This window comes from Streptomyces sp. BK79, from assembly GCF_044142145.1.
GTDB lineage: Bacteria > Actinomycetota > Actinomycetes > Streptomycetales > Streptomycetaceae > Streptomyces.
In genome coordinates, this window is record NZ_JBHVOC010000023.1 from 54,945 (window position 1) to 73,800 (window position 18,856).

Here is an 18,856-nt window from a genome sequence, read left to right on the forward strand (position 1 = left end):
AGACGGTGCGGCCGTCTGCGGTCCGGGCGTCCGTCGGGACGGGCCCCGTCCCGACGGCATCGGCTTCCGGACGCGGACCTGATGGACTCACGGCATGACGACCCTGCCGCGTCGCTTCCTGCACGCACTCGACCGGTTCAACGCCGCCCACCCCTGGGACCACAACGCCCACTACCACCGGTGGATCTTGCGGCAGCTCCCCAGGAGCTTCCGCACGGCCCTGGACGTCGGCTCCGGCACCGGCGACCTGGCCAGGCTCCTGGCCACGCGCGCCGCGGCGGTGGACGCGATCGACCCCGATCCGGCAACCGTCACCCGGGCCCGGGAACTGACCCCTGCGGATACCCCAGTGACCTTCACCGCCGCGGACGCGCTCACCGGCATCCCCTCCGCTTCCTACGACGTCATCACCTGCGTCGCCGCCCTTCACCACCTGCCGTTCACCGACGCCCTCGCCCACTTCCGCCGGCACCTGGCACCCGGAGGAACTCTGGTGGTCGTCGGTGTCTAGCGTGCGCAAACCGTCAGCGACCATCTGCTCGGTGCCGCCGCCGTTCCGCTGAACGCCGCCACGGGCTGGATCAAGAACAAGGGCCGCACGGCATGCCCGCCGGCCTCGATGACGGCACCGGTCCGACCAGCGACCATGAGCTTCGCCGAGATCGTCCACGAGGCCCGGCGCACACTGCCGGGTGCACGACTGCGCCGCAGGCTGTTCTGGCGCTACACGCTGGTGTGGCACCGGGACTGACTGATTCCAAGGCCACAGATCGCCGGCCAGTCGTCGTACGCCTTCCGAAGGGCTCTTGAGAGGGCTGGCGGTTCGTCACCGCTCCTCGTGCGCGTTCACGAAAGTGGGTGGTTGTTCACAGGGCGTACGGCGTCGCCTTCACCGAGTGAGACGATCGCTGCCTGACCAAATGAGGCAGGGGGATGAGGGAGATGACGGGGTGTCACTGCCACATGTGCTGAAGCCCTTGGACGCGGCCCTGGACGCGACGGACCGGTCCGAGGCCATGGCGGCCGCGTGGGAGGCCTTCGCCGTGGCCGAACAGGTCGCGGACGCCGTCGCTTTCGAGGAAGGCGGCGACGAGCTGCAGGCCCTGGTCGCCGCGCAGGCGAGTGCGGCGGGCCGGAGTCTGCTGCCGCTGCCCGGCTCCGGTCGCCCCGTCGACGTCGTACCGCGTCCGTCGCCCGGTGCGGACGGGCTCGCCCCGTACGTGGAGCTGCTGCGCCACGTCCAGGCGGCCTTGGAACAGGTGGCTGCCGGTCCCGGGATGGGAGAGGAGGGCCGGGCGGTGGTGCGGGAGGCCGCCGGCAAGGCGGCGGTCGCCGCCGACGCGCTCCTCGCCACTCGGGAGCGATAGCCATGCCCACCACGCTGGGAGAGCTGAGCGAGGCCGCCGACCGCAACCTGCGCGAGGTGGTCTCCGGCACCCTCATGCCGGACGACGCCCGGGAGCAGGCCGTCGTGGTCGGGCTGCTCGGCGAGCTGGTCAGGCATCTGCAGACCACGCTGGAGAGCACCGGTGAGCGGCCCCGGCGGGCGAACGAGGCGCCTGCCGCCCACCTGACCACCGCCCGGAACGCCCTGCGCCGCGCGGCCGGGCGGCTGCCCGCCGTCGACACCGAGATCGCCGCCCTGCACCACGACACCCCCTTGTCCCGCGCGGTACAGGCGGCGGCCGCCGTCCAGGACCTCGTCGCCAGCCACCGCGGGCGGGACGGCGCACCGGTGACGCCGTACGCCCTGGCGTTCACGCACCGGTCCGCCCGCGCCTATCTGGTGCACTGCTCGGCGGACCTGGCCTGGGGAGCGGCCCGCGTGGCCCAGGCGTTGGGCGAGGCCGTCTCCAGTGAGGCCGTCGCGGTGCAGTTGTACGTCGCACGCGGGGGCCTCGACCACGCCTCGGTGTTCGGCCGCGCCGCCGGCGGACAGCAGGACCGGGCCATCGCGGCGTTCCCGCTCGTACCGCCCCTCGATCCGCGCCCGGCCCTGTCCACCGACGCGTCCGGGAGCATCCCCGTCCATCTCGCCGACGACTGCGAGCGCCTGACCCGGGTCGCCTTCGAGGCGCTGCACGGCCGTGGCGAGCCCGCCCTGAGCGGGTCCGACGTGCAGCAACTGGCCCGATGGCGCGGTGCTGGAAGCGAATGTCCACCGCCGAACCGATCATTGCCCCCTGCGGCTGGGTGAACTCGAAGTCGGCTTGCAGGTCCCGGCCGCGCAGCCAGGCGGCGGCCGCGGATTTCACGTACAGGTGATCGGCGCTGTTGACTCCACGGGCACGGCGACCGCACAGGTGAGACTGTCCGTCCGGTCCTGGGTGGTGGGCGAAGTGGCAGACCCTGTCGGTGTAGAGCTTGGACGTCAGCTGGAAGCCGCAGCCGCCCAACGGGAGGCCGCACCAGAAGGTGTCGCCCTGGTGCCGCCGACGGAAGGCGTCCAGCTCGATCGCCTCCAGCGGCAGCATCAGCGGATCATCCGAGTCCGCGCTGCCCAGGACCGCCGTCTGAATCTGCCGCCTGTCCCCTTGCCGCAAGAGCCCCCGCCCTTCGTCCAGCGAACCCGCCCCCGCAGGCACCCACAGTTATCTACCAGCCAGGGCCCCGGCCCCGCTACGCCGCCTCCCCTCTCCCCCGCACCGGGTGGCGCCCCGGTCGATTGCTGAAGTGATCTCTCACAGCCGGGGCGCTGTGCACGCGTGCCTGGCCGTGTTCGTCTCCGTCAGCTCAAGGAGTATTCGGTCGCGGTGAAGGTGGTCGCGTCTGCGGCCGGTGTCGCGTCATCCGTTCAGCTTCGTGATCCTGCGCCGATTCGGGGCATTCAGTCCCTGCAGGTGAGTGCCCTGCGCAGTGGTGCCGTGGCCGATCCGCCGAGGTGGGCCGCGGCACCGCTACATGACGAAGCTGTTCCCCGGCTGTGGCGTTGCCCTGTCTCCTGTGTCAGGTCCTGGGCAGTCACGTGCGGCCATGGGGCCTCAGCGCAGCAGGCGGCACCAAGGGCGCGGCTCGAACGGTTGTGCTGGTCGCGTCGGTACCCTGTGGCGGGTAGCGGCCGCCGCTGCCTGGGAGGGGAACCCTGATGACTACGTCCCCGCCTCCGGTCTCCGAGCCCGAACCGTCCGCGCTGGCCTGTCCCGGCGACAAGGTCGGTCCCTGCGCCGGATGCCAGCGCAATACGCACAAGTACGGCACTGGCGGTCTCCCCCTGTGCCAGTGGTGCCTGGCTCCGGCGATGCAGCGGTGGGGGCCGGCCGTGCGCTTCGTCAGCACCCGCGTCCAGCAGCAGGCCCTCCATACCCCCGCCGAGTGAAGGCGGCCAGGCGGCGCAAGGCTCGACGGACCGCCTGCGCGTGGTGTCCGGCATGAGGAAGATCATGGACGCTCACGTGGCGCAGCCGGGCCTGGCCGTGGTGGAGGTCGCGGCAGCCGACGACGCGACGGTGTTCGCTGTCCAGGACCTGCTCGCCGCGCGGTGCGCGATCGCCCCGGCAGACCGGACGGCCCAGGAGCCCGGTGAGTCCGGCGTACGGCTCCGGTTCTTACTGGACCTTCACGAGGCCGCCGACGCGTAGCAGTGGGGTCGATGTCGTCCGTGGCGCCGCCAGCCGGAGGCATCACCCGAGCGGTGGCACCTCGTCCGTCCCGACGTCTCCCCACCGACGTTCCCACCTTCGCTGCACCGCCGTCGTGACGCGGAGAGCCGCCGCGACAGGATTCCTCGACCCGCTGCTGGCCCCTGGCAGAGCTTCCTGCCCGAGACCACGAACTTGATCGCGTGCCCTCGCAGTTCGAGCAGGGCACGTCAACGCTCCTTCATCAGGAGATGCAGCAGTGTCACGACTCCGGCACCGACCATGAGTGCGGTGCCGAACGACGGGTGCTCGAAGGCGACGTACACGACGCTGCAACCAACGAGCATGAGCAGTACCGTCCGCTGGTCCATCTGGTTGTTCATTCGCGAGGTCCTCCTGCGTCTGTGCTGCCTTGCCCTCGCAGGAAACACCGACTGGAATCTGGACAGAATTCCCACCCAGCCCCGCACTCTTCGGATCTTGTGGTAGCTACCCGTGCCCACTGGCGGTCTCGATCTACAAGGCCGGACGTCGCCCATCCGACCCTTTTATGTGGGCTACCGCGTGTCTCACCGGCGGCGTCCCTCCAGGAGGCGGTGAGCGAGGTGGAGCAGGTCTGCCAGGTCCAGCACCCGTCCGTCGAAGCCCGGGAGGGGGACATGGAGTGGTTGGGTCCAGTGGGCGGGGACGGCGTCCAGTCCGTAGTACGCCCCCGCGAGGCCTCCGGTCACCGCGGCGACGGTGTCCGTGTCGCCGCCGAGGTCGATGGCCGCGCGTATCGCGTCTTCGAAGCTGGTGGTGGTGCGCAGGGCCCAGACGGCGGAGCCCAGGCAGGGCCACACGGCACCATTGAACTCGGTTGCCCGGTCGGGGTGCCAGTCGGGCGCGAGGACGGTGATGTAGCGGCTGCGGTGGTCGGGATGGACAAGAGCGAGGACGTCCGGGAGGGCGGCGAGGGGGTCGGTGTCCTCGAACGTGACACGGATGAGTTCGTGGAAGATCGCGGTGCCTTCCCAGGCCGCGCGGTCACCGTGGGTCAGGGCAGCGATGCGGCGGGCCGCCTCCATGGTGGTTTCCTGGCCGGCGGCCGCGAAGTAGACCGCGGAGGTCGACGCCCGCATCAAGGAGCCGTTTCCCGCTGCTCGTTGGTTGACCTGGAAATGTATCGCAGCAGCGAGGTCCCAGGGCATGCCGTTGGTCAGGACGTCTTCGGTCTGCAAACCGATGTCCTTCGGGTCCGATACTGCCCACCGCTGGAAGCGGGCGAAGATGTCCGGCAGATCCAGCCCGCCCTGCTCCAGCAGCGACTCCCCGACCAGGACGGCCATCTGCGTGTCGTCCGTCGCCTCACCGGGATCCCAGCCACCGCCCCCGCACATCTCACCACCGACACCAGGCGCGGGAAACCGGGCCGAGAAGGCTCCCGGGGGGCCGAACTCGAAGGGGCCACCCAGGGCGTCACCCACCGCCGAGCCGACGACCGCGCCAGCTGCCCGCTGCATCCGCTTCATTCGCGCAGGCTATCTGTGCCGCGCAGACGGCCGCGCGGCTCCCTCCCTCAGCTCCCCGAGCCATCACAGAGCGGGGCTGTCACAGGGTGCCCATAGGCTCCTAACAAGATCGCCGGAAGACGGAACCATGGGGACTGGATGAGATGGTGGGGCAGAAGGTTGGAGGATCGAGAGCGGTGGGTGCTTGATCCTTTGATAGGGCTGGGGCCGTTGCGATTCGGGATGGCCTTGGACGAGGCGGACGCGGCTCTGGGCGGGCCGAGGGCAGGTAACTCGCAGGTCGCGGCAGACGGGGCCCACTGGGTGCGCTATGAGGGCATCGGGGTGACCGGTATTTATGGCCCGGGGATGCTTCTGGTCGGCGTCGAGATCGATGCCATGGAAGGGCCCGCTGGTCCAGCTCCATGAGGTCGAGCTGATCGCCAGGGTGCCGTCCCAGGCGCGCGCAGAGATCGAGGATCTTGCCCGCCAGGAGAGCGTCGCAGTGCGGGGGAACTGGGGTGGTGATCCGGAGATCGCGGCGTGGGGGGTCTCCATGGGCACTGGAATATAGGCTCTCCGCCGAGGGATACCCAGAGTCGAAGGACAAGGTGATCACCTCTGCCCTGTTCGTCACTGCGGAGCTTGCCGAAGCACCCTACGAAGCCGGGCCGGTCATGCACTGGTGCGACGTCCGGGAACGGGAGAAAAACAGCGGCTCCTGGCCGGTGAAGACTGACCAGGAGCGCTCGCACTGGGACTGGTCTCCGCAGAGGGCTGTCGGCCCGCTGGGGCCTGCCGGTGCTGGGAGCTGTGACGGTCAACGGCCGGACCGGACCGCAGATTACCTACGCCGAAATCCAGCTGATCGGGGCGACACCCTCCCGCCTCGACACGGCCATGCTCCAACACATCGAGAATCACGACTTGGGGCTGCACTTCACTCCCAGCGGCAGCCCCATCCCTCCTGGGCTCCAGATAGACGTGAACGCCACCCGGGCCGGGGACGCCGCGATCAGCGAGGTCACCTTCGCCTCGGCGGACTGGGAACTCTGACCGTCAAGCCAGCCCGATGCCAGACCCTGAGCCATTGCCATCTTGATCACGCGGTGAGTTAAAGAGCGACGACGGCTCGGACAGGGACGGTGATCCGGGTGGCGCTGCAGCGAAGCTTCCGCAGGAGCCGCCAGCATTGCGTGCAGCAAGACCAGGTCCAGACGGTCGCGCCTGAGCTGCTCGCGGTTGCAGCCGGTCTGCCAGCGCACGTAGTCGGGGGCGAGGCTGTGCCCGGCGGCGGCCTGGTCTTGGTCGAGGACACCGTCGTTCACGGCGTCAGTGCCGGTGGCCGCGGTGAAGTACCCCGTCTTGGTGGAGACGTTCAGCGACGGGTGGGCGGCAAGGGCCGGGGCCAGCAGGATCTGTGCGCGGCCGATGGCGTAGTTGGGGGCGGTGTCGACCCACCCCGCGCCGGAGGCGGCCGCACGGACGACCGCCTCCGGGATCGCCCGGCATCGGTAGGTACCGAGGGCGAGTTGTGCGGTCACAGCAGGCTCCCCACCGTCGCGGCCTGTCCGGCAACGAGCTCCTGGACCAGGGCGGCGACGTCCTCCAGGGCGAGGCCAGCCGTGTCCGATCCGGTTCTGTCGGGGGCGACGGGACTGCCCGACGGCGAGGCGCAGTCGACCGGCGTACGTCGGCAGCGCTGCCATCGGCCTTCACGTCCCCCACTAGAGTGACATCCGGAGTGCGTGCCCTCACACAGGGGCAGTCACCAGCCGGAAGGCCGCTGCGGCAGTGGTTCGTTCCCCCACGGGACTGCCGCAGCGGCCCCAGGCGCGTCCGACGGCGAGGCCGTCCGGTGACGACCGCACCCACGGATGGAGCGCTCTGACGCAGACACGGCCAGGCGGGCCGACGACACCTATCCGTCGCGTCCGGTCGGCGTGTCTATCGGAGTCTCGTTCGTGTGAATTCAGGTTTGATGCGGCGTTTTGCCGTGCGGGGCGACGTGACCATGGGGGTTCAGGCGCCATCCGGTCGCCCAGCGAGGAAGAAGCCGATCATGAATTTATGCGCGCGTGCTCTCGAGGGGGCTGCTGCCAGCGCCTTCTTGGCCTCATCGTGGGCGGAGCTGTACCGGCAGGACCCGGAAGCAACGCCCTACCAGTCTCCGTCGTGGCTCACCGGATGGGCGCAGCAACTCCCGTTCGCTGCCCGCCCCGTCCTGGTCCTCTGCGAGGATGCTGCCGGGCAGGTCCTCGCCGCTCTGCCGCTGGTTCACGACCATGAGGGCTCGGAGGTGTGGACGTATGCGTTGTCCACGCCGATGGGAGAGTACGCCCGGGCCGTGGGCCCGGCAGCCGAGGACCCGCGGGTGTCGGCGTCCTTCGCCCGGTACCTCCACGACCTGGCGTACCAGGGCCACCGGGTGGAAATCGCGGGCCTGCCCGCGGCCGACCACCTCGCCCGGCACTTCGCTTCCAGTGGCCTGGCCGCATCCGGGCTGTGGCGCACGAGCGTCACCGACTGCGCCGAGATCGCGTTACCGCTCGCCTATGAGGCGATGTCGCGCTCGACCAGACGTGATCACAAGCGACGCCAGCGGACCTGGGACGAACTCGCCATCAGCCGGAAGGTGACCTACCAGCGCAGCCGCGACAGCGGCGAGTTACTCAGCGCCTACGCTGTCCTGGCCCGGCTGCACGCTCACCGCTGGGCCGGCTACACCCCGCCGGCCGGCGCGCGCCATACACCCGGCACAGCCCACTGGCAGGCCGTGCTCAAACGGTGCGGCCCCAGCACAGCGTTCATCGCCACCCTCGCCCTGGATGGCGAAGTCGTCGCAGCCCAACTCTGCCTGACACGAAACCGCCGGGCCTACTCCGTCGTACCAGCCATGCACCCGGACTACCGGGACCTCGCACCAGGCCACGCACTGCTGCGCCACCTCGCACAGGACCTGACCTGTGCCGGATACGAACACCTCGACCTGGGCCGTACCGTCCCAGGCCAGCACGCCTACAAGAACCAGTACCGGCCACACTGGAGCCAGACTCTCTGCGCCGTCAGCACCCCTGCCCTCGATTCCAGCAGCGTGCCGGACGAGCTCTCCACACGTCAGCCACAACAGGTGTAGCCGGTCACCCTCAAGGACCGTGGACGCGCTGATACTCCCTTGCTGTTGCGCTCCGTCTCCACCGCCGACGACCCGGCCCGGGTCATCAACATCGGCAGCGTGGACGGCCTGCGAGCACCCGCACCGGGCTTCAACAACTTCTCCTACAGCGCCAGCAAGGCCGCAGTGCACCTGCTCACCCAGCAGCTCGCCGCGGAGCTGGCACCCGACGTTCTCGTCAACGCGGTGGCCCCCGGACTGTTCGAGTCCAAGATGACCGCCACCCTGCTGCGCCACGCGGGCGATGCGGCGGCCGCGCAGATCCCGCTCCGCAGGATCGGCCGTCCCGGCGACATGGCCGGCATCACGGCCTTCCTGGCCGGGCCCGACAGCACGTACATCACCGGCGCGGTCATCCCCGTCGACGGGGGCATAGTCGCCTCGCGCTGAGCCGCAGGCAGCACCACGGCATGACGCGCCAAGGCATGACGCGCCAAGGCGTGACGCACCACGCATGACGCACCACGGCACCAACGAACAGATGCCCCCAGGGGCCGGTGTCTGGGACGACACCGGCCCCGCGGCGAGCCCGCACGCGTGGGCGCCGCCGCCCGGCAGGACAGGAGACGCCCATGACGTTCAACCTCGCCACCATGCTGCGTGAGTCGGCCCTGGCAGCCCCCGGCCACCCCCTGCTCCTGCACGGTGAATCCACCTACACCTACGGCGAGGTGGACGCGATCTCCAGGTGCATCGCCCGCGCCCTGCTCGACTCGGGCCTGCGTCCCGGTGACCGCGTGGCGGTGCAGCTGCCCAACATCGTCGAGTTCCCCCCTCACCTACTTCGGGTTGCTCAGGGCCGGCCTGATCATGGTCCCGCTCAACCCCCTGCTGACAGCTCGCGAACTCGCCCACCACCTGGGCGACAGCGGAGCCAGAACCCTGATCACCACCGCCCCGTCCTGGAAGGCGGCCACCGAGGGGCCCGACCTGCCGGCCGACCTGCGCGTCTACTGCGTGGGAGTCGAGGACCGGCAGGGCCTCCCCGACACCATCCTGCCGTTCAGCGACCTCTGCCGAGGCCCTGCGCACGACGAGATCCATCCCACCAGCGCCGACGACACCGCGGCCATCCTCTACACGAGCGGCACGACCGGCACGCCCAAAGGCGCCGAACTCACCCACTTTCAGCTGTACATGAACTGCACCGTCGCGGGTGGCGCGTTCGGCCTGGAACCGGCCGACCGCACGCTGGCGGCCCTGCCCTTCTTCCACGCCTTCGGCCTGTCCAGCGTCCTGAACACCGCGGTCCGCTTCGGCTCGAGCCTGGTCCTGGTACCGCGCTTCGAACCGACCGCGGTAACCGACGCCATAGAGCGTCACGGCTGCACCCTCTCCGTCGGAGTGCCGACGATGTACGTCGCGCTCCTGCAGGCCGACCGGTCCGGGCGCGACACCTCCCGCCTGCGGGCCGTGATCAGCGCCGGCGCGGCGATGCCCACGGAAGTGATCGCGGCCTTCGAAAGACGTTCCCCGGGTGCGTCGTGCTCGAGGGATACGGCATCTCGGAGAGCGCCGCGGTGATCACCTTCAACACCGACGCCGACGAACGCCGCATCGGCTCGGTCGGCAAGCCGATCCAGGGCGTCGAGGTCCGCGTCACCGACCGCCAGGGCAGCCCGCTGCCGCCCGGCGCCGACCAGGTGGGCGAGATCCTGGTGCGCGGCCACAACGTCGTGAAGGGCTATCACCAGCGGCCCGAGGAGACCGCCGCCCGTGGTCCGAGACCACGGCGTACGCTCTGAACGATCCCAACGCGGTGAATATGCGCGGCTTTGACACGTCGCTGGCGTTCGGCAAGGCACGGTCGACACACGACGTGCTCGAAGTACTGCGGCGTACCCAGGGGCTGCCGTGGCTGAACACGATCGCCGCGGACTCGGCCGGGCACACCCTCTTCACCCAGTCGCAGGTGCTGCCGCGTATCACCGACGAGCTGGCCGGGCGCTGCTCGACCCCGCTCGGCCGGGTCACGTACCCGGCATCCGGTGTGGCGGTTCTGGACGGTTTGCGGAGCGACTGCGGGCTCGGCCGGGACCATGACGCGGTGCAGCCGGGGATCTTCGGGCCGTCACGGATGCCGACGCTCAAGGACGCGGCGTACGCGGAGAACTCCAACGACAGCGCCTGGCTGGCCAACGCCGATGCGCCGCTGACGGGGTACGAGCGGGTCTTCGGCACCGTGGGAACACCTCGTACGCTGCGTACGCGCGGCGCGATCGAGGATGGCGCGGCGATGGCGGACCGCGGGCGGCTCACGGTGGCCGATCTTCAGCGGCATCAGTTCGCCAACCGGGTGCCAGCGGCAGATCTCGCCGCCGACGACACGGTGCGCGCCTGCAAGGAACTCTCGGCGGATGATCTGGCCGAGGCGTGCAAGGTGCTGGATCGCTGGGACCGGACCATGGACACCGGCAGCCGCGGCGCACTGCTCTTCGACCGCTTCTGGCGGGCGCTGACCGCGTCGGTGCCCGCGGCTCAGCTGTGGAAGGTTCCCTTCGGCGCAGGCGACCCGGTCGCAACGCCGAACACCCTGAACACCGGCTCACCCGCGTTCGCCAAGGCGCTCAGGGGCACGGTGGCCGACCTGCGGGCGGCCGGCATCGCGCTGGACGCGCCGCTGGGTGAGCACCAGTTCGTCGTACGGAACGGGAAGCGGTACCCGGTCCACGGGGGCACGGAGGCGCTCGGCGTGTGGAAAAAGGTCGAGTCGGTGTGGAACGCGCCGGACGGCGGCTACACGGAGACGGTGCACGGGTCGAGCCACATCCAGGCAGTCGGCTGGGACGGTGGGCGGTGCCCGGTGGCCCGAACGCTTCTGACGTACTCCCAGTCGTCGAACCCGGCCTCGCCGCACTACCGGGACCAGACGGCACTGTTCTCAGGTGAGCACTGGGTGACGTCGCGGTTCTGCGAACGGGACATCATGCGGTCGCCGGAACTGGAGGTGGTCAGGGTGCGCGAGCGGCGGTAGCGGCACACGCACGGGCCGGGCCGGCACGGACCCTGGATCCACGAGGTCACGGGCCCCTGAACCGAGCCCCAGATCTCCTGTGACTCCGGACCCGGGCGTAGCCGCAATCGCGGGGCGAGGTGGGGTCCACTACGGAACGTGACTGATGCGGGGTCTTACTGAGCTTCTTCAGTCGCCACCCCTGTGGGTGAGGAGCAGTTGGGTGTTGACGATGTCGGCGAGCAGGACGGATGCCTTCGGGCTGGTCCGAACCGCCACCGTCAACGTCACCCCGATCGGTGGCCGTGCTGAAGAAGCTCACTGATCGTTTCAGAGTGAGTTCGGCGTGAGTGGCTTGGCGGTCGGGTCTGGTGGCGGCAGAGTGGTGCGGGTGTCGGATGATCTTGTGCCTGATGACCTGTGGGAACGTATCGCTCCACTGCTGCCGCCCCGCCCGCCGCGGCGTCATCGGCACCCCGGGCGGTTGCCGGCGGACGACCGTGCGGCCCTGCGGGGCATCATCTATGTGTTGCGCAAGAACGTCAGCTGGAGAGACGTGCCGGCCGAGCGGACCGGCTGCAGCGGGGTGACGGCCTGGCGGCGGCTGCGGGACTGGACTGAGGCCGGCGTCTGGCCCCGCCTGCACGAAGTTCTCCTGGCCGAACTGCGCAAGGCAGGGTTGCTGGACATGGACGACTGCGCGATCGACGGCTCGCACGTCCGGGCCCTGAAAGGGGGGCTCACACCGGACCTTCGCCGGTCGACCGCGCCCGGCCGGGCAGCAAGCACCACCTGATCGTCGACCGGCACGGAACACCCCTCGCCGTGTCGCTGACCGGCGGAAACAGGCACGACGTCACCCAGCTGACGCCGCTACTGGACGCGATCCCCCGCATCCGCGGCCTGGTCGGACGGCCGCGGCACCGGCCGGGCCGGCTGTTCGCCGACCGCGGCTACGACTACGACAAGTACCGCCGCATCCTCCGGGCCCGCGGCATCACACCGAAGATCGCCCGTCGAGGTGTCCCGCACGGCTCGGGGCTGGGCAAGACCCGCTGGGTCGTGGAGCGGACCTTCGCCTGGCTCCACCAGTTCAAACGACTCCGCATCCGCTACGAGATACGCGCCGACCTCCACCTCGGCCTGCTCCAACTCGCTTGCAGCGTCATCTGCTTGCGACGACTCCGAACCTCATTCTGAAACGATCAGTAAGTGCCGTTCTCGGCGTCGGTCCAGCGCTGCCGGCTGAGGTGGTCCACGACCTTTTGGCGCTGCTCGCGTGTGTAGTAGTCCTCGTGGCCGCGGGACATGCTGCGCGACATGTCGTACATCGAGGCCGTGGCGACCGCCTTGATACGGCTGTCCGCGGCCGCCGCGGTGAGCGCCATGCCGCTCAGGCCGCAGATGGCCTGAGCGCCGATCCGCTCGCGGTCGACGATCTTCTGCAGGCCGAGGAAGTCGACGGCGGCGCTGAAGTCCTCGGTGAAGATGTCGGGTGAGGCCACGTCGCGCACCGTGCCGCCGCCATCCCCGGTGAAGGAGGGGTCGAAGGCGAGGGCGACGTAGTCGCGGCGGGCGAACTCGTTGGCGTAGAGCCCCGAGGACTGTTCCTTGACCGCGCCGAACGGCCCGCTGACGACCAGTGCGGGCAGCTTGCCCTTGCCCTTCTTCGGCACGTAGAGATTTGGGGCGACCTCGATGCCGTAGCGGTTCTAAACCGCACTGCGGTCCGCTTGACGTTCTTGTCCAGCGCGAAGGTGTAGCCGCCCTTAGCTGCGGTCTTGCCCTGTCCTGCGGCGCCCGCGACGCGGCCGTGAAGGAGGCGGCGGTGGCGGCGATCAGTCCGAGCGCTTTGCGACGTAACATGGAGTGGACCCCATCTTCAGTCGGTGGAGGCAGGGCGCAACGGCCCGCAGGGGGCGTGGCCGAGACGCGATGTGCGGAGACCGTTCTTGTGTCAGGCGTGGCAGACCGGGCTTGTGGGCGGTGCTGCGCGATCCCGGGCACGCCGGAGTACGAGGACGGCCTCTCGTGCTTGACGGCAGTGCGAGGGGTTACTGGGCGGTGTAGCCGCCATCGACGGGCAGGGCGATGCCGGTGACATAGCCGGCGCCGGGGCTGGAGAGCCACAGGACGGCCTGGGCGATTTCGTCGGCGGTGCCGAGACGGCCGATGGCCTGGCCGGTTTCGGCCTGGGAGCGGTCGAGTTCGCCGCCTTCGACCATGGCGTCGACCATGGGGGTGGCGATGGTGCCGGGGCAGACGGCGTTGATGCGCACGCCGCGGGGGCCGTATTCGAGGGCGGCGCTCTTGGTCAGCCCGATGACGCCGTGCTTGGTGGCGTGGTAGGCGGCGCGGCCGGGGTTGCCGACGAGGCCGCCGAGGGAGGAGCAGTTGACGATGGCGCCGTTGCCCTGGGTGCGCATGTGGCGCAGTTCGTGCTTCATGCTCGCCCAGATGCCCCGCAGGTTGATGGCCTGGACGCGGTCGAACTGGTCGGCGCTCTCGTCTGCGGCGTCGGTGGGCGGGGGCATGATGCCGGCGTTGTTGTAGGCCATGTCGAGGCGGCCGAAGGTCTCTACGGTGTGGTCGACGGCGGCGGCGACCTGGTCCTCGTCGGTGACGTCGCAGACCAGCGCGAGAACCTGCCTGCCATCGGCGGCGAGCTGCTTGGCGGCCGTGTTGACGGCGTCCTCGTCGATGTCGGCGAGGGCGACTGAGGCGCCGGAGGCGGCGAAGGCCCGGGCCGTCGCCAGACCCATGCCGGAGGAGGCGCCTGTGACGAAGGCGACCTGGCCGGTGAAGTCGTACGTGGGGTTCATCGGAGATCTCCGGGAAGGGATTGAGGGGGTCAGGTGGTCTGGCCGCCGTCGACGACGAGGGCGGTGCCAGTGGTGAAGGCGGCATCGTCGGAGCACAGCCACAGCACGGCGGAGGCGATCTCTTCGGGTTTGCCGAGGCGGCCGACGGGTTCGTCGGCGATGAGTCCTTCATGGCCCCCTGGGCGAGTGTCGCCGAAACGGCGGATCATCTCGGTGTCGATGATGCCGGGGCAGAGGGCGTTGATGCGGATGCCGGCGGCGGCGTGGTCGAGGGCGGCGGAGCGGGTGAAGCCGATGACCCCGTGCTTGGCGGCGGCGTAGGCGGCCTGACCCTTGAAGCCCTTGACGCCGGCGCCGGAGGAGACGTTGACGATGGCGCCTCCGCCGTCCTGCTGGAGCATCTGCCGGATCTGCGCGCGGGTGCACAGGAACGCGCCGGTGAGGCTGACGCCCAGGATGCGGTCCCAGTCGTCCTTGGCGGTGTCGGCGGCGGACTGCACGGGCTGTTCGACGCCGGCGTTGTTGAACGCGGCGTCCAGACGCCCGAAGTGTTCAACGGTCTGGGCGACGGCCGCCTGGACGTCTTCTTCGCTGGTGACGTCGCAGGTCAGAGCAAGGGCCCGGCCATCCTCGGACTCGATGAGGCGGGCGGTTTCGCGCAGACCGCCGGCGGACAGGTCGACGAGGGCGACCTGCGCGCCCGCGCGGGCGAAGGCCAGCGCGGCGGCGCGGCCGATGCCTGAGGCGGCGCCGGTGACGAAGGCGGTCTTTCCGTGGAAGTCGTAGGTGACGTTCATGCCTTTTCTCCCATGGAGGGGCGGGCCGTGAGCGGAGGGCTCACAGGAAGAAGTCGGTTAGCGGGCGGCTTCGATGGTCACCGTGGAGGCGGTGGCCAGCCGCTCGGTGTCATGGTCGTCGGCGAGGTGGCCGAGGATGACGATGCCGTCGGCGTAGGGGACGTCGCGGTAGTAGAGGACCAACTGCCCCCAGGGCGCGTAGTAGCCAAGGTCACCAGCCTTCGGAGCGGCTCCCTCGGGGGCACCGGAGGTGGACAGCTGACGAGGGAGATCGACGATCTTCTCGGCCTGGTGGAAGTCCTTCAGGTCCAGGGTGAGCGGGAGGAGAGACGCGAAGTCGCCGGCGGTCGCGCTGTCGTTGAGGGCGGCGGCGACCGGGTTGCCGTCGACGGTGAGGCGGATGTCCATGGCGATGCTCCTGCCGGAGGCGGACGACGAGGTGGCTGGCGTGGTGGACGGCGCGGTGGGTGCGGCTGGCTCCTGCTGCCCGGGGGAAGCGGTGGACGGCGTGGTTTCCGGTGCGTCGCCGGAGCAGGCGGTCACCGCCAGGAGCAGGGCGGCTGCCGGAGCGGCGCGGGCGAGTTTGCGGCGGGCGGCGGGGTTCATGGAGGAGGTCCCGGGGTTGTCATGCGGGCATGGGCTCGGCGTAGTGCCGGAAGGCGCCGCGCTCGGTGTGGATCGCGTACAGGCGCTCGGCGAGCGCGTCGGGGCTGGAGTGCTCGGCGTCCGGGCGGATCGCGCCGGGGACGATCAGCTGGGCAGCGTGAATGTTCTCGGGCGCGAGAGCGTCGTGGAGCATCGCCGCGTAGGCGCTCTCGGCGGCGAACGCGACCGAGGTGCCGGCCACCTTGGGGTTCGGGTGTACGGCACTGCCGCCGTTGACGAACAGCAGCGTGCCCCGGCCCAGCTCCCGCATCCCCGGAAGGACGGCGTGCACACAGGTCACCGGCCCCTTGACGGAGAAGGCCAACGGGTCCTCCAGGTCGGCGGCGGTCGTCTCCAGGACCGGCTTCATGAAGTCGCCGCGGGGCACCGGGCTGAACTGGAGGACCTCGATCGGCCCCAGCTCCTTGGCCGCCGTGTCCAGGGCTGCGGTCAGGGAGGCGGGGGCGAGGACGTCGGCGGTGAAGCCGCGCGCCCGGATGCCCTCACCGTCGAGTTCGCCCGTGAGGGCGTCGAGGTGATCGGCGTTGCGGGACAGGAGGGCGACATGGTGGCCGGCGGCGCCGAACCGGCGGGCGGCGGCCAGCCCCAGTCCGGGGCCGGCGCCGACGAGAGCGAACGTGGTCACGGTGAGCCTTTCGGTTGAGGCGGTGCGGACGCAGGGCCGGGCGGACCGCAGTGTCAGTCGGTGGCCGGGGCGGCGGTGTACTCGTCGTCGGTGACCGGGTTCAGCCAGTGCACGACGGCGTGGTCGTCGTCGCCCTCGTTGATGGCCACGTGGACCATCAGCCGGTTCGGGGCGGCGCCGTGCCAGTGCTCCTCGTCGGCCTCGAACAGGACGCGGTCGCCGGGCCGGATGACCTCTACCGGGCCGCCGCGGCGCTGGCACAGGCCGACGCCTTCGGTGACGAAGACGGTCTGCCCGAGCGGGTGGCGGTGCCAGTGGGTGCGGGCGCCGGGCATGAAGTGCACCAGGGATGCGGTGACCCGGGAAGGGCCAGGGGCGGCGGCAATCGGATCGATGTAGACGTCGCCGGTGAACCAGTCGGCCGGGCCCTTGACGGTGTCGAGCGAGCTGCGGGTGATCTGCATGGGTGCTCCTTGTGCGGTCGGGAGGTCAGGGCTTGAGGAGGGTCTTGATGGCGCGGCGCTCGTCCATCGCCTTGTAGCCCTCGGCGACCTGCTCCAGGGGCAGGGTGAGGTCGAAGACCTTGCCCGGGTCGATCCGGCGGGCCAGGACGCGGTCGATGAGGTCGGGCAGGTAGCGACGTACGGGAGCGGGGCCGCCGCGCAGGCCGACGTGGGAGAAGAACAGCTCCTGCCCGTCGACGGCGACCTCGTGCGGGACACCGACGAAGCCGACGTTGCCGCCGGGGCGGGCGGAGCGCAGGGCCTGGCTCATGGCCTGGGCCGTGCCGACGCACTCCAGGACGCTGTCGGCGCCGATGCCACCGGTCAGTTCCTTGATCTTCGCAACGCCCTCGTCGCCGCGTTCGGTGACGATGTCGGTGGCGCCGAACTCCCGGGCGAGCTTCTGCCGGGACTCGTGCCGCGACATGGCGATGATCCGCTCCGCGCCCATCTCCTTCGCCGCGATCACCCCGCACAGGCCCACCGCGCCGTCACCGACGACCACGGCGGTCGAGCCGGGCCCCACCTCGGCGGCGTCCGCGGCCCACCAGCCGGTGCCCATCACATCGGAGACGGCCAGCAGACCGGGCCACAGCTCCTCGCCGGGCACCTCGTCGGTGGCCACCAGGGTGCCCTGGGCGTTGGGGATGCGCACGTACTCGGCCTGGCAGGTCGACATGAACTCACGGTGCAAGCAGCTGGACTGGAAACCGTTCTTGCAGTTCGCGCAGGTGTTGTCGGACGTGGCGAACGAGCCGACGACGAACTGACCGGGCCGGATCGCGGTGACCTCGGAGCCGACCTCCTCGACGAAGCCGACGTACTCGTGGCCCATCGGGTGCGGGTCGCCGATCGGCTCGGCGCCGCGGTAGGGCCAGAGGTCGGAGCCGCACACGCAGGTGAGGGCCGTGCGGATGATCGCGTCGGTGGAGTGAAGCAGCTTCGGATCGTCGAGAGACTCGAAGCGGACGTCACCGGGGGCGTGGATAACTGCGCCGCGCATGGATGTGCTTCCTTCGCGTGCCGGGGGCGGGCGATCCCGGATGCCGGGGCCGTCGCCGAGTGCAGGGCCAGGTGCAAGATCCCGTCGTGACGACCGGGCGAAAGCACCACGTCATCCAGGTAACCCGCTCTTCGCACGGGGAGCGAGACACCGTCGAGGGGTGTACCGCCAGTACATCCCTATGGACGCAGGCGGGACGTACCGTCGAAGGCGTGGACAACCAAGCAGAGGTCCGCGAGTTCCTGACCTCGCGGCGAGCCAAGATCACTCCCGAGCAGGCCGGCCTGCCCTCCGGGAGCCGCCGACGGGTGCCGGGCCTGCGTCGCAGCGAGGTCGCCGCACTCGCCGATGTGAGCGTGGAGTACTACGCCAAGCTGGAGCGCGGCAACCTCGCCGGCGTCTCCCCGGCCGTCCTCGAAGCCGTCGCCCGTGCGCTCCAACTCGACGACGCCGAGCGCGCTCACCTGCTGAACCTCGCTCACGCCGCCGACGGCTCCGACGCCCTCACCCGCCCCCGGCGCCGCACCGCGCAGTGGAAGCCGCACCGCAGCCTGCAATGGGTCTTGGACGCCGTCACCGCCGGCCCCGCCTTCGTCCGCAACGGCCGCATGGACCTGCTCGCCGCCAACCAGCTCGCACGCGCCTTCTACGACGACGTCTACGCCACGACCGGCAACCAGGCCAACCTCGCCCGCTTCCAGTTCCTCGACCCCGCCTCCCGCCGCTTTTACCCCGACTGGGGCCAAGCCGCTGACGTCGCCGTGGCCATCCTGCGCACCGAAGCCGGCCGCAACCCCCACGACAAGGACCTCCACGACCTCGTCGGCGAGCTGTCCACCCGCAGCGACGAGTTTCGCACCCGCTGGGGCGCCCACAACGTCCGCCACCACGGCACCGGCACCAAACGCTTCCACCATCACACCGTCGGCGACCTCACCCTCGCCTACGAGGGCCTGGAGATGGCCGCCGCACCCGGTCTCACTCTCACTATCTACACCGCCGAACCCGGCTCGGCCCACGAAGAGGGACTACGCCTCCTCGCCTCCTGGGCCGCCACTCAGAACGTCGACTCACCCGCGGAGCAGGGCGCCGACTGACCACCATCTGGAGCGGCGGCACCTGGGCGGGTGCCGCCGCTCGGCGTTGACGGCGGGGTGCCCGCCGGCGCCGCCGGCGGGCGAGGCCGGGCACCAGGGCCTGGGCGGCCACCTGCTGCTCCGAGGCGGCCTTGGTCTCCTCGAGCT

18 protein-coding genes and 4 pseudogenes are annotated in these 18,856 nt (G+C 70.3%); 12 read left to right on the top strand and 10 right to left on the bottom strand.

Translation table 11 applies throughout. The annotated features are described in order from the left end of the window. Positions 1-94: 94 nt before the first annotated feature. The 5 genes and pseudogenes from ACFIF2_RS26655 (at position 95) to ACFIF2_RS26675 (ending at position 3,578) form a co-directional block, all read left to right on the top strand. Positions 95-751 (top strand): annotated as a pseudogene (locus ACFIF2_RS26655) (class I SAM-dependent methyltransferase). A 199-nt stretch (positions 752-950) separates the two neighbouring features. Further along, positions 951-1,367 carry a hypothetical protein gene (locus tag ACFIF2_RS26660; protein WP_395575776.1) on the top strand — a complete coding sequence of 139 codons (417 nt, stop codon included), beginning with the start codon at positions 951-953 and terminating at the stop codon, positions 1,365-1,367. Between the two features lie 2 nt (positions 1,368-1,369). Further along, positions 1,370-2,197: a hypothetical protein gene (locus tag ACFIF2_RS26665; RefSeq protein WP_395575777.1), complete on the top strand. Its 828-nt coding sequence runs from the start codon at positions 1,370-1,372 to the stop codon at positions 2,195-2,197. An 888-nt stretch (positions 2,198-3,085) separates the two neighbouring features. Continuing rightward, positions 3,086-3,316 carry a hypothetical protein gene (locus ACFIF2_RS26670; RefSeq protein ID WP_395575778.1) on the top strand — a complete coding sequence of 77 codons (231 nt, stop codon included), beginning with the start codon at positions 3,086-3,088 and terminating at the stop codon, positions 3,314-3,316. 52 nt (positions 3,317-3,368) lie between these two features. Further along, positions 3,369-3,578, top strand: a complete 210-nt coding sequence (locus ACFIF2_RS26675) for a DUF6207 family protein (protein ID WP_395575779.1) — start codon at positions 3,369-3,371, stop codon at positions 3,576-3,578. 230 nt (positions 3,579-3,808) lie between these two features. On the opposite strand, the gene ACFIF2_RS26680 is transcribed toward ACFIF2_RS26675, so the two are convergent. From ACFIF2_RS26680 to ACFIF2_RS26690, 3 genes are all read right to left on the bottom strand, one after another. Then, positions 3,809-3,961, bottom strand: coding sequence for a hypothetical protein (locus ACFIF2_RS26680; protein ID WP_395575780.1), 153 nt, complete (start codon positions 3,959-3,961; stop codon positions 3,809-3,811). Between the two features lie 186 nt (positions 3,962-4,147). After that, on the bottom strand, positions 4,148-5,089 hold the full coding sequence (locus tag ACFIF2_RS26685; protein WP_395575781.1) for an ADP-ribosylglycohydrolase family protein: 942 nt from the start codon (positions 5,087-5,089) through the stop codon (positions 4,148-4,150). An 899-nt stretch (positions 5,090-5,988) separates the two neighbouring features. Further along, entirely contained in the window at positions 5,989-6,612 is a 624-nt protein-coding gene (locus ACFIF2_RS26690) for a hypothetical protein (protein ID WP_395575782.1), read from the bottom strand. A 437-nt stretch (positions 6,613-7,049) separates the two neighbouring features. Here ACFIF2_RS26690 and ACFIF2_RS26695 point away from each other — a divergent pair, with 437 nt between their 5' ends. From ACFIF2_RS26695 to ACFIF2_RS26720, 6 genes and pseudogenes are all read left to right on the top strand, one after another. Next, positions 7,050-8,204 (top strand): GNAT family N-acetyltransferase, encoded by a 1,155-nt coding sequence (locus ACFIF2_RS26695; RefSeq protein ID WP_395575783.1) that lies wholly within the window; start codon positions 7,050-7,052, stop codon positions 8,202-8,204. A gap of 39 nt (positions 8,205-8,243) precedes the next feature. Continuing rightward, positions 8,244-8,633, top strand: a complete 390-nt coding sequence (locus ACFIF2_RS26700; protein ID WP_395575784.1) for an SDR family oxidoreductase — start codon at positions 8,244-8,246, stop codon at positions 8,631-8,633. A gap of 203 nt (positions 8,634-8,836) precedes the next feature. Further along, a pseudogene (locus ACFIF2_RS26705) lies at positions 8,837-8,983 on the top strand (hypothetical protein); the annotation flags it as partial. Positions 8,984-9,053: 70 nt separating this feature from the next. Next, positions 9,054-9,988, top strand: a pseudogene (locus ACFIF2_RS26710) (AMP-binding protein). After that, positions 9,958-11,217: pseudogene (locus ACFIF2_RS26715) on the top strand (penicillin acylase family protein); the annotation flags it as partial. The pseudogenes ACFIF2_RS26710 and ACFIF2_RS26715, both read left to right, overlap by 31 nt. 370 nt (positions 11,218-11,587) lie before the next feature. Beyond that, positions 11,588-12,396, top strand: a protein-coding gene (locus tag ACFIF2_RS26720; protein WP_395575785.1) for an IS5 family transposase whose coding sequence is annotated in 2 segments (ribosomal slippage) — positions 11,588-11,927 and positions 11,927-12,396 — 810 coding nt in all. Because the reading frame shifts where the segments join, the coding sequence is not laid out codon by codon here. A gap of 5 nt (positions 12,397-12,401) precedes the next feature. Here the strand turns inward: ACFIF2_RS26720 and ACFIF2_RS26725 are convergent. The 7 genes from ACFIF2_RS26725 to ACFIF2_RS26755 all read right to left on the bottom strand — a co-directional run bounded on the left by ACFIF2_RS26725 (position 12,402) and on the right by ACFIF2_RS26755 (position 17,612). Then, a complete protein-coding gene (locus ACFIF2_RS26725; protein ID WP_395575879.1) occupies positions 12,402-12,896 on the bottom strand; it encodes an alpha/beta hydrolase in 495 nt (164 codons plus the stop codon). A gap of 354 nt (positions 12,897-13,250) precedes the next feature. Next, positions 13,251-14,018 (bottom strand): SDR family NAD(P)-dependent oxidoreductase, encoded by a 768-nt coding sequence (locus ACFIF2_RS26730; RefSeq protein WP_395575786.1) that lies wholly within the window; start codon positions 14,016-14,018, stop codon positions 13,251-13,253. Positions 14,019-14,047: 29 nt separating this feature from the next. Next, on the bottom strand, positions 14,048-14,815 hold the full coding sequence (locus ACFIF2_RS26735; RefSeq protein ID WP_395575787.1) for a glucose 1-dehydrogenase: 768 nt from the start codon (positions 14,813-14,815) through the stop codon (positions 14,048-14,050). 57 nt (positions 14,816-14,872) lie between these two features. Beyond that, a complete protein-coding gene (locus ACFIF2_RS26740; RefSeq protein WP_395575788.1) occupies positions 14,873-15,421 on the bottom strand; it encodes a cyclophilin-like fold protein in 549 nt (182 codons plus the stop codon). 19 nt (positions 15,422-15,440) lie between these two features. After that, positions 15,441-16,106 (bottom strand): SDR family NAD(P)-dependent oxidoreductase, encoded by a 666-nt coding sequence (locus ACFIF2_RS26745; RefSeq protein ID WP_395575789.1) that lies wholly within the window; start codon positions 16,104-16,106, stop codon positions 15,441-15,443. A 53-nt stretch (positions 16,107-16,159) separates the two neighbouring features. Then, complete coding sequence (locus tag ACFIF2_RS26750; RefSeq protein WP_395575790.1) at positions 16,160-16,570, bottom strand: cupin domain-containing protein; 411 nt, start codon at positions 16,568-16,570, stop codon at positions 16,160-16,162. A 25-nt stretch (positions 16,571-16,595) separates the two neighbouring features. Next, on the bottom strand, positions 16,596-17,612 hold the full coding sequence (locus tag ACFIF2_RS26755; RefSeq protein ID WP_395575791.1) for a zinc-dependent alcohol dehydrogenase family protein: 1,017 nt from the start codon (positions 17,610-17,612) through the stop codon (positions 16,596-16,598). A 212-nt stretch (positions 17,613-17,824) separates the two neighbouring features. Between ACFIF2_RS26755 and ACFIF2_RS26760 the strand changes: the two genes are divergently transcribed. Next, entirely contained in the window at positions 17,825-18,709 is an 885-nt protein-coding gene (locus ACFIF2_RS26760) for a helix-turn-helix transcriptional regulator (RefSeq protein WP_395575792.1), read from the top strand. Positions 18,710-18,856: the final 147 nt, after the last annotated feature.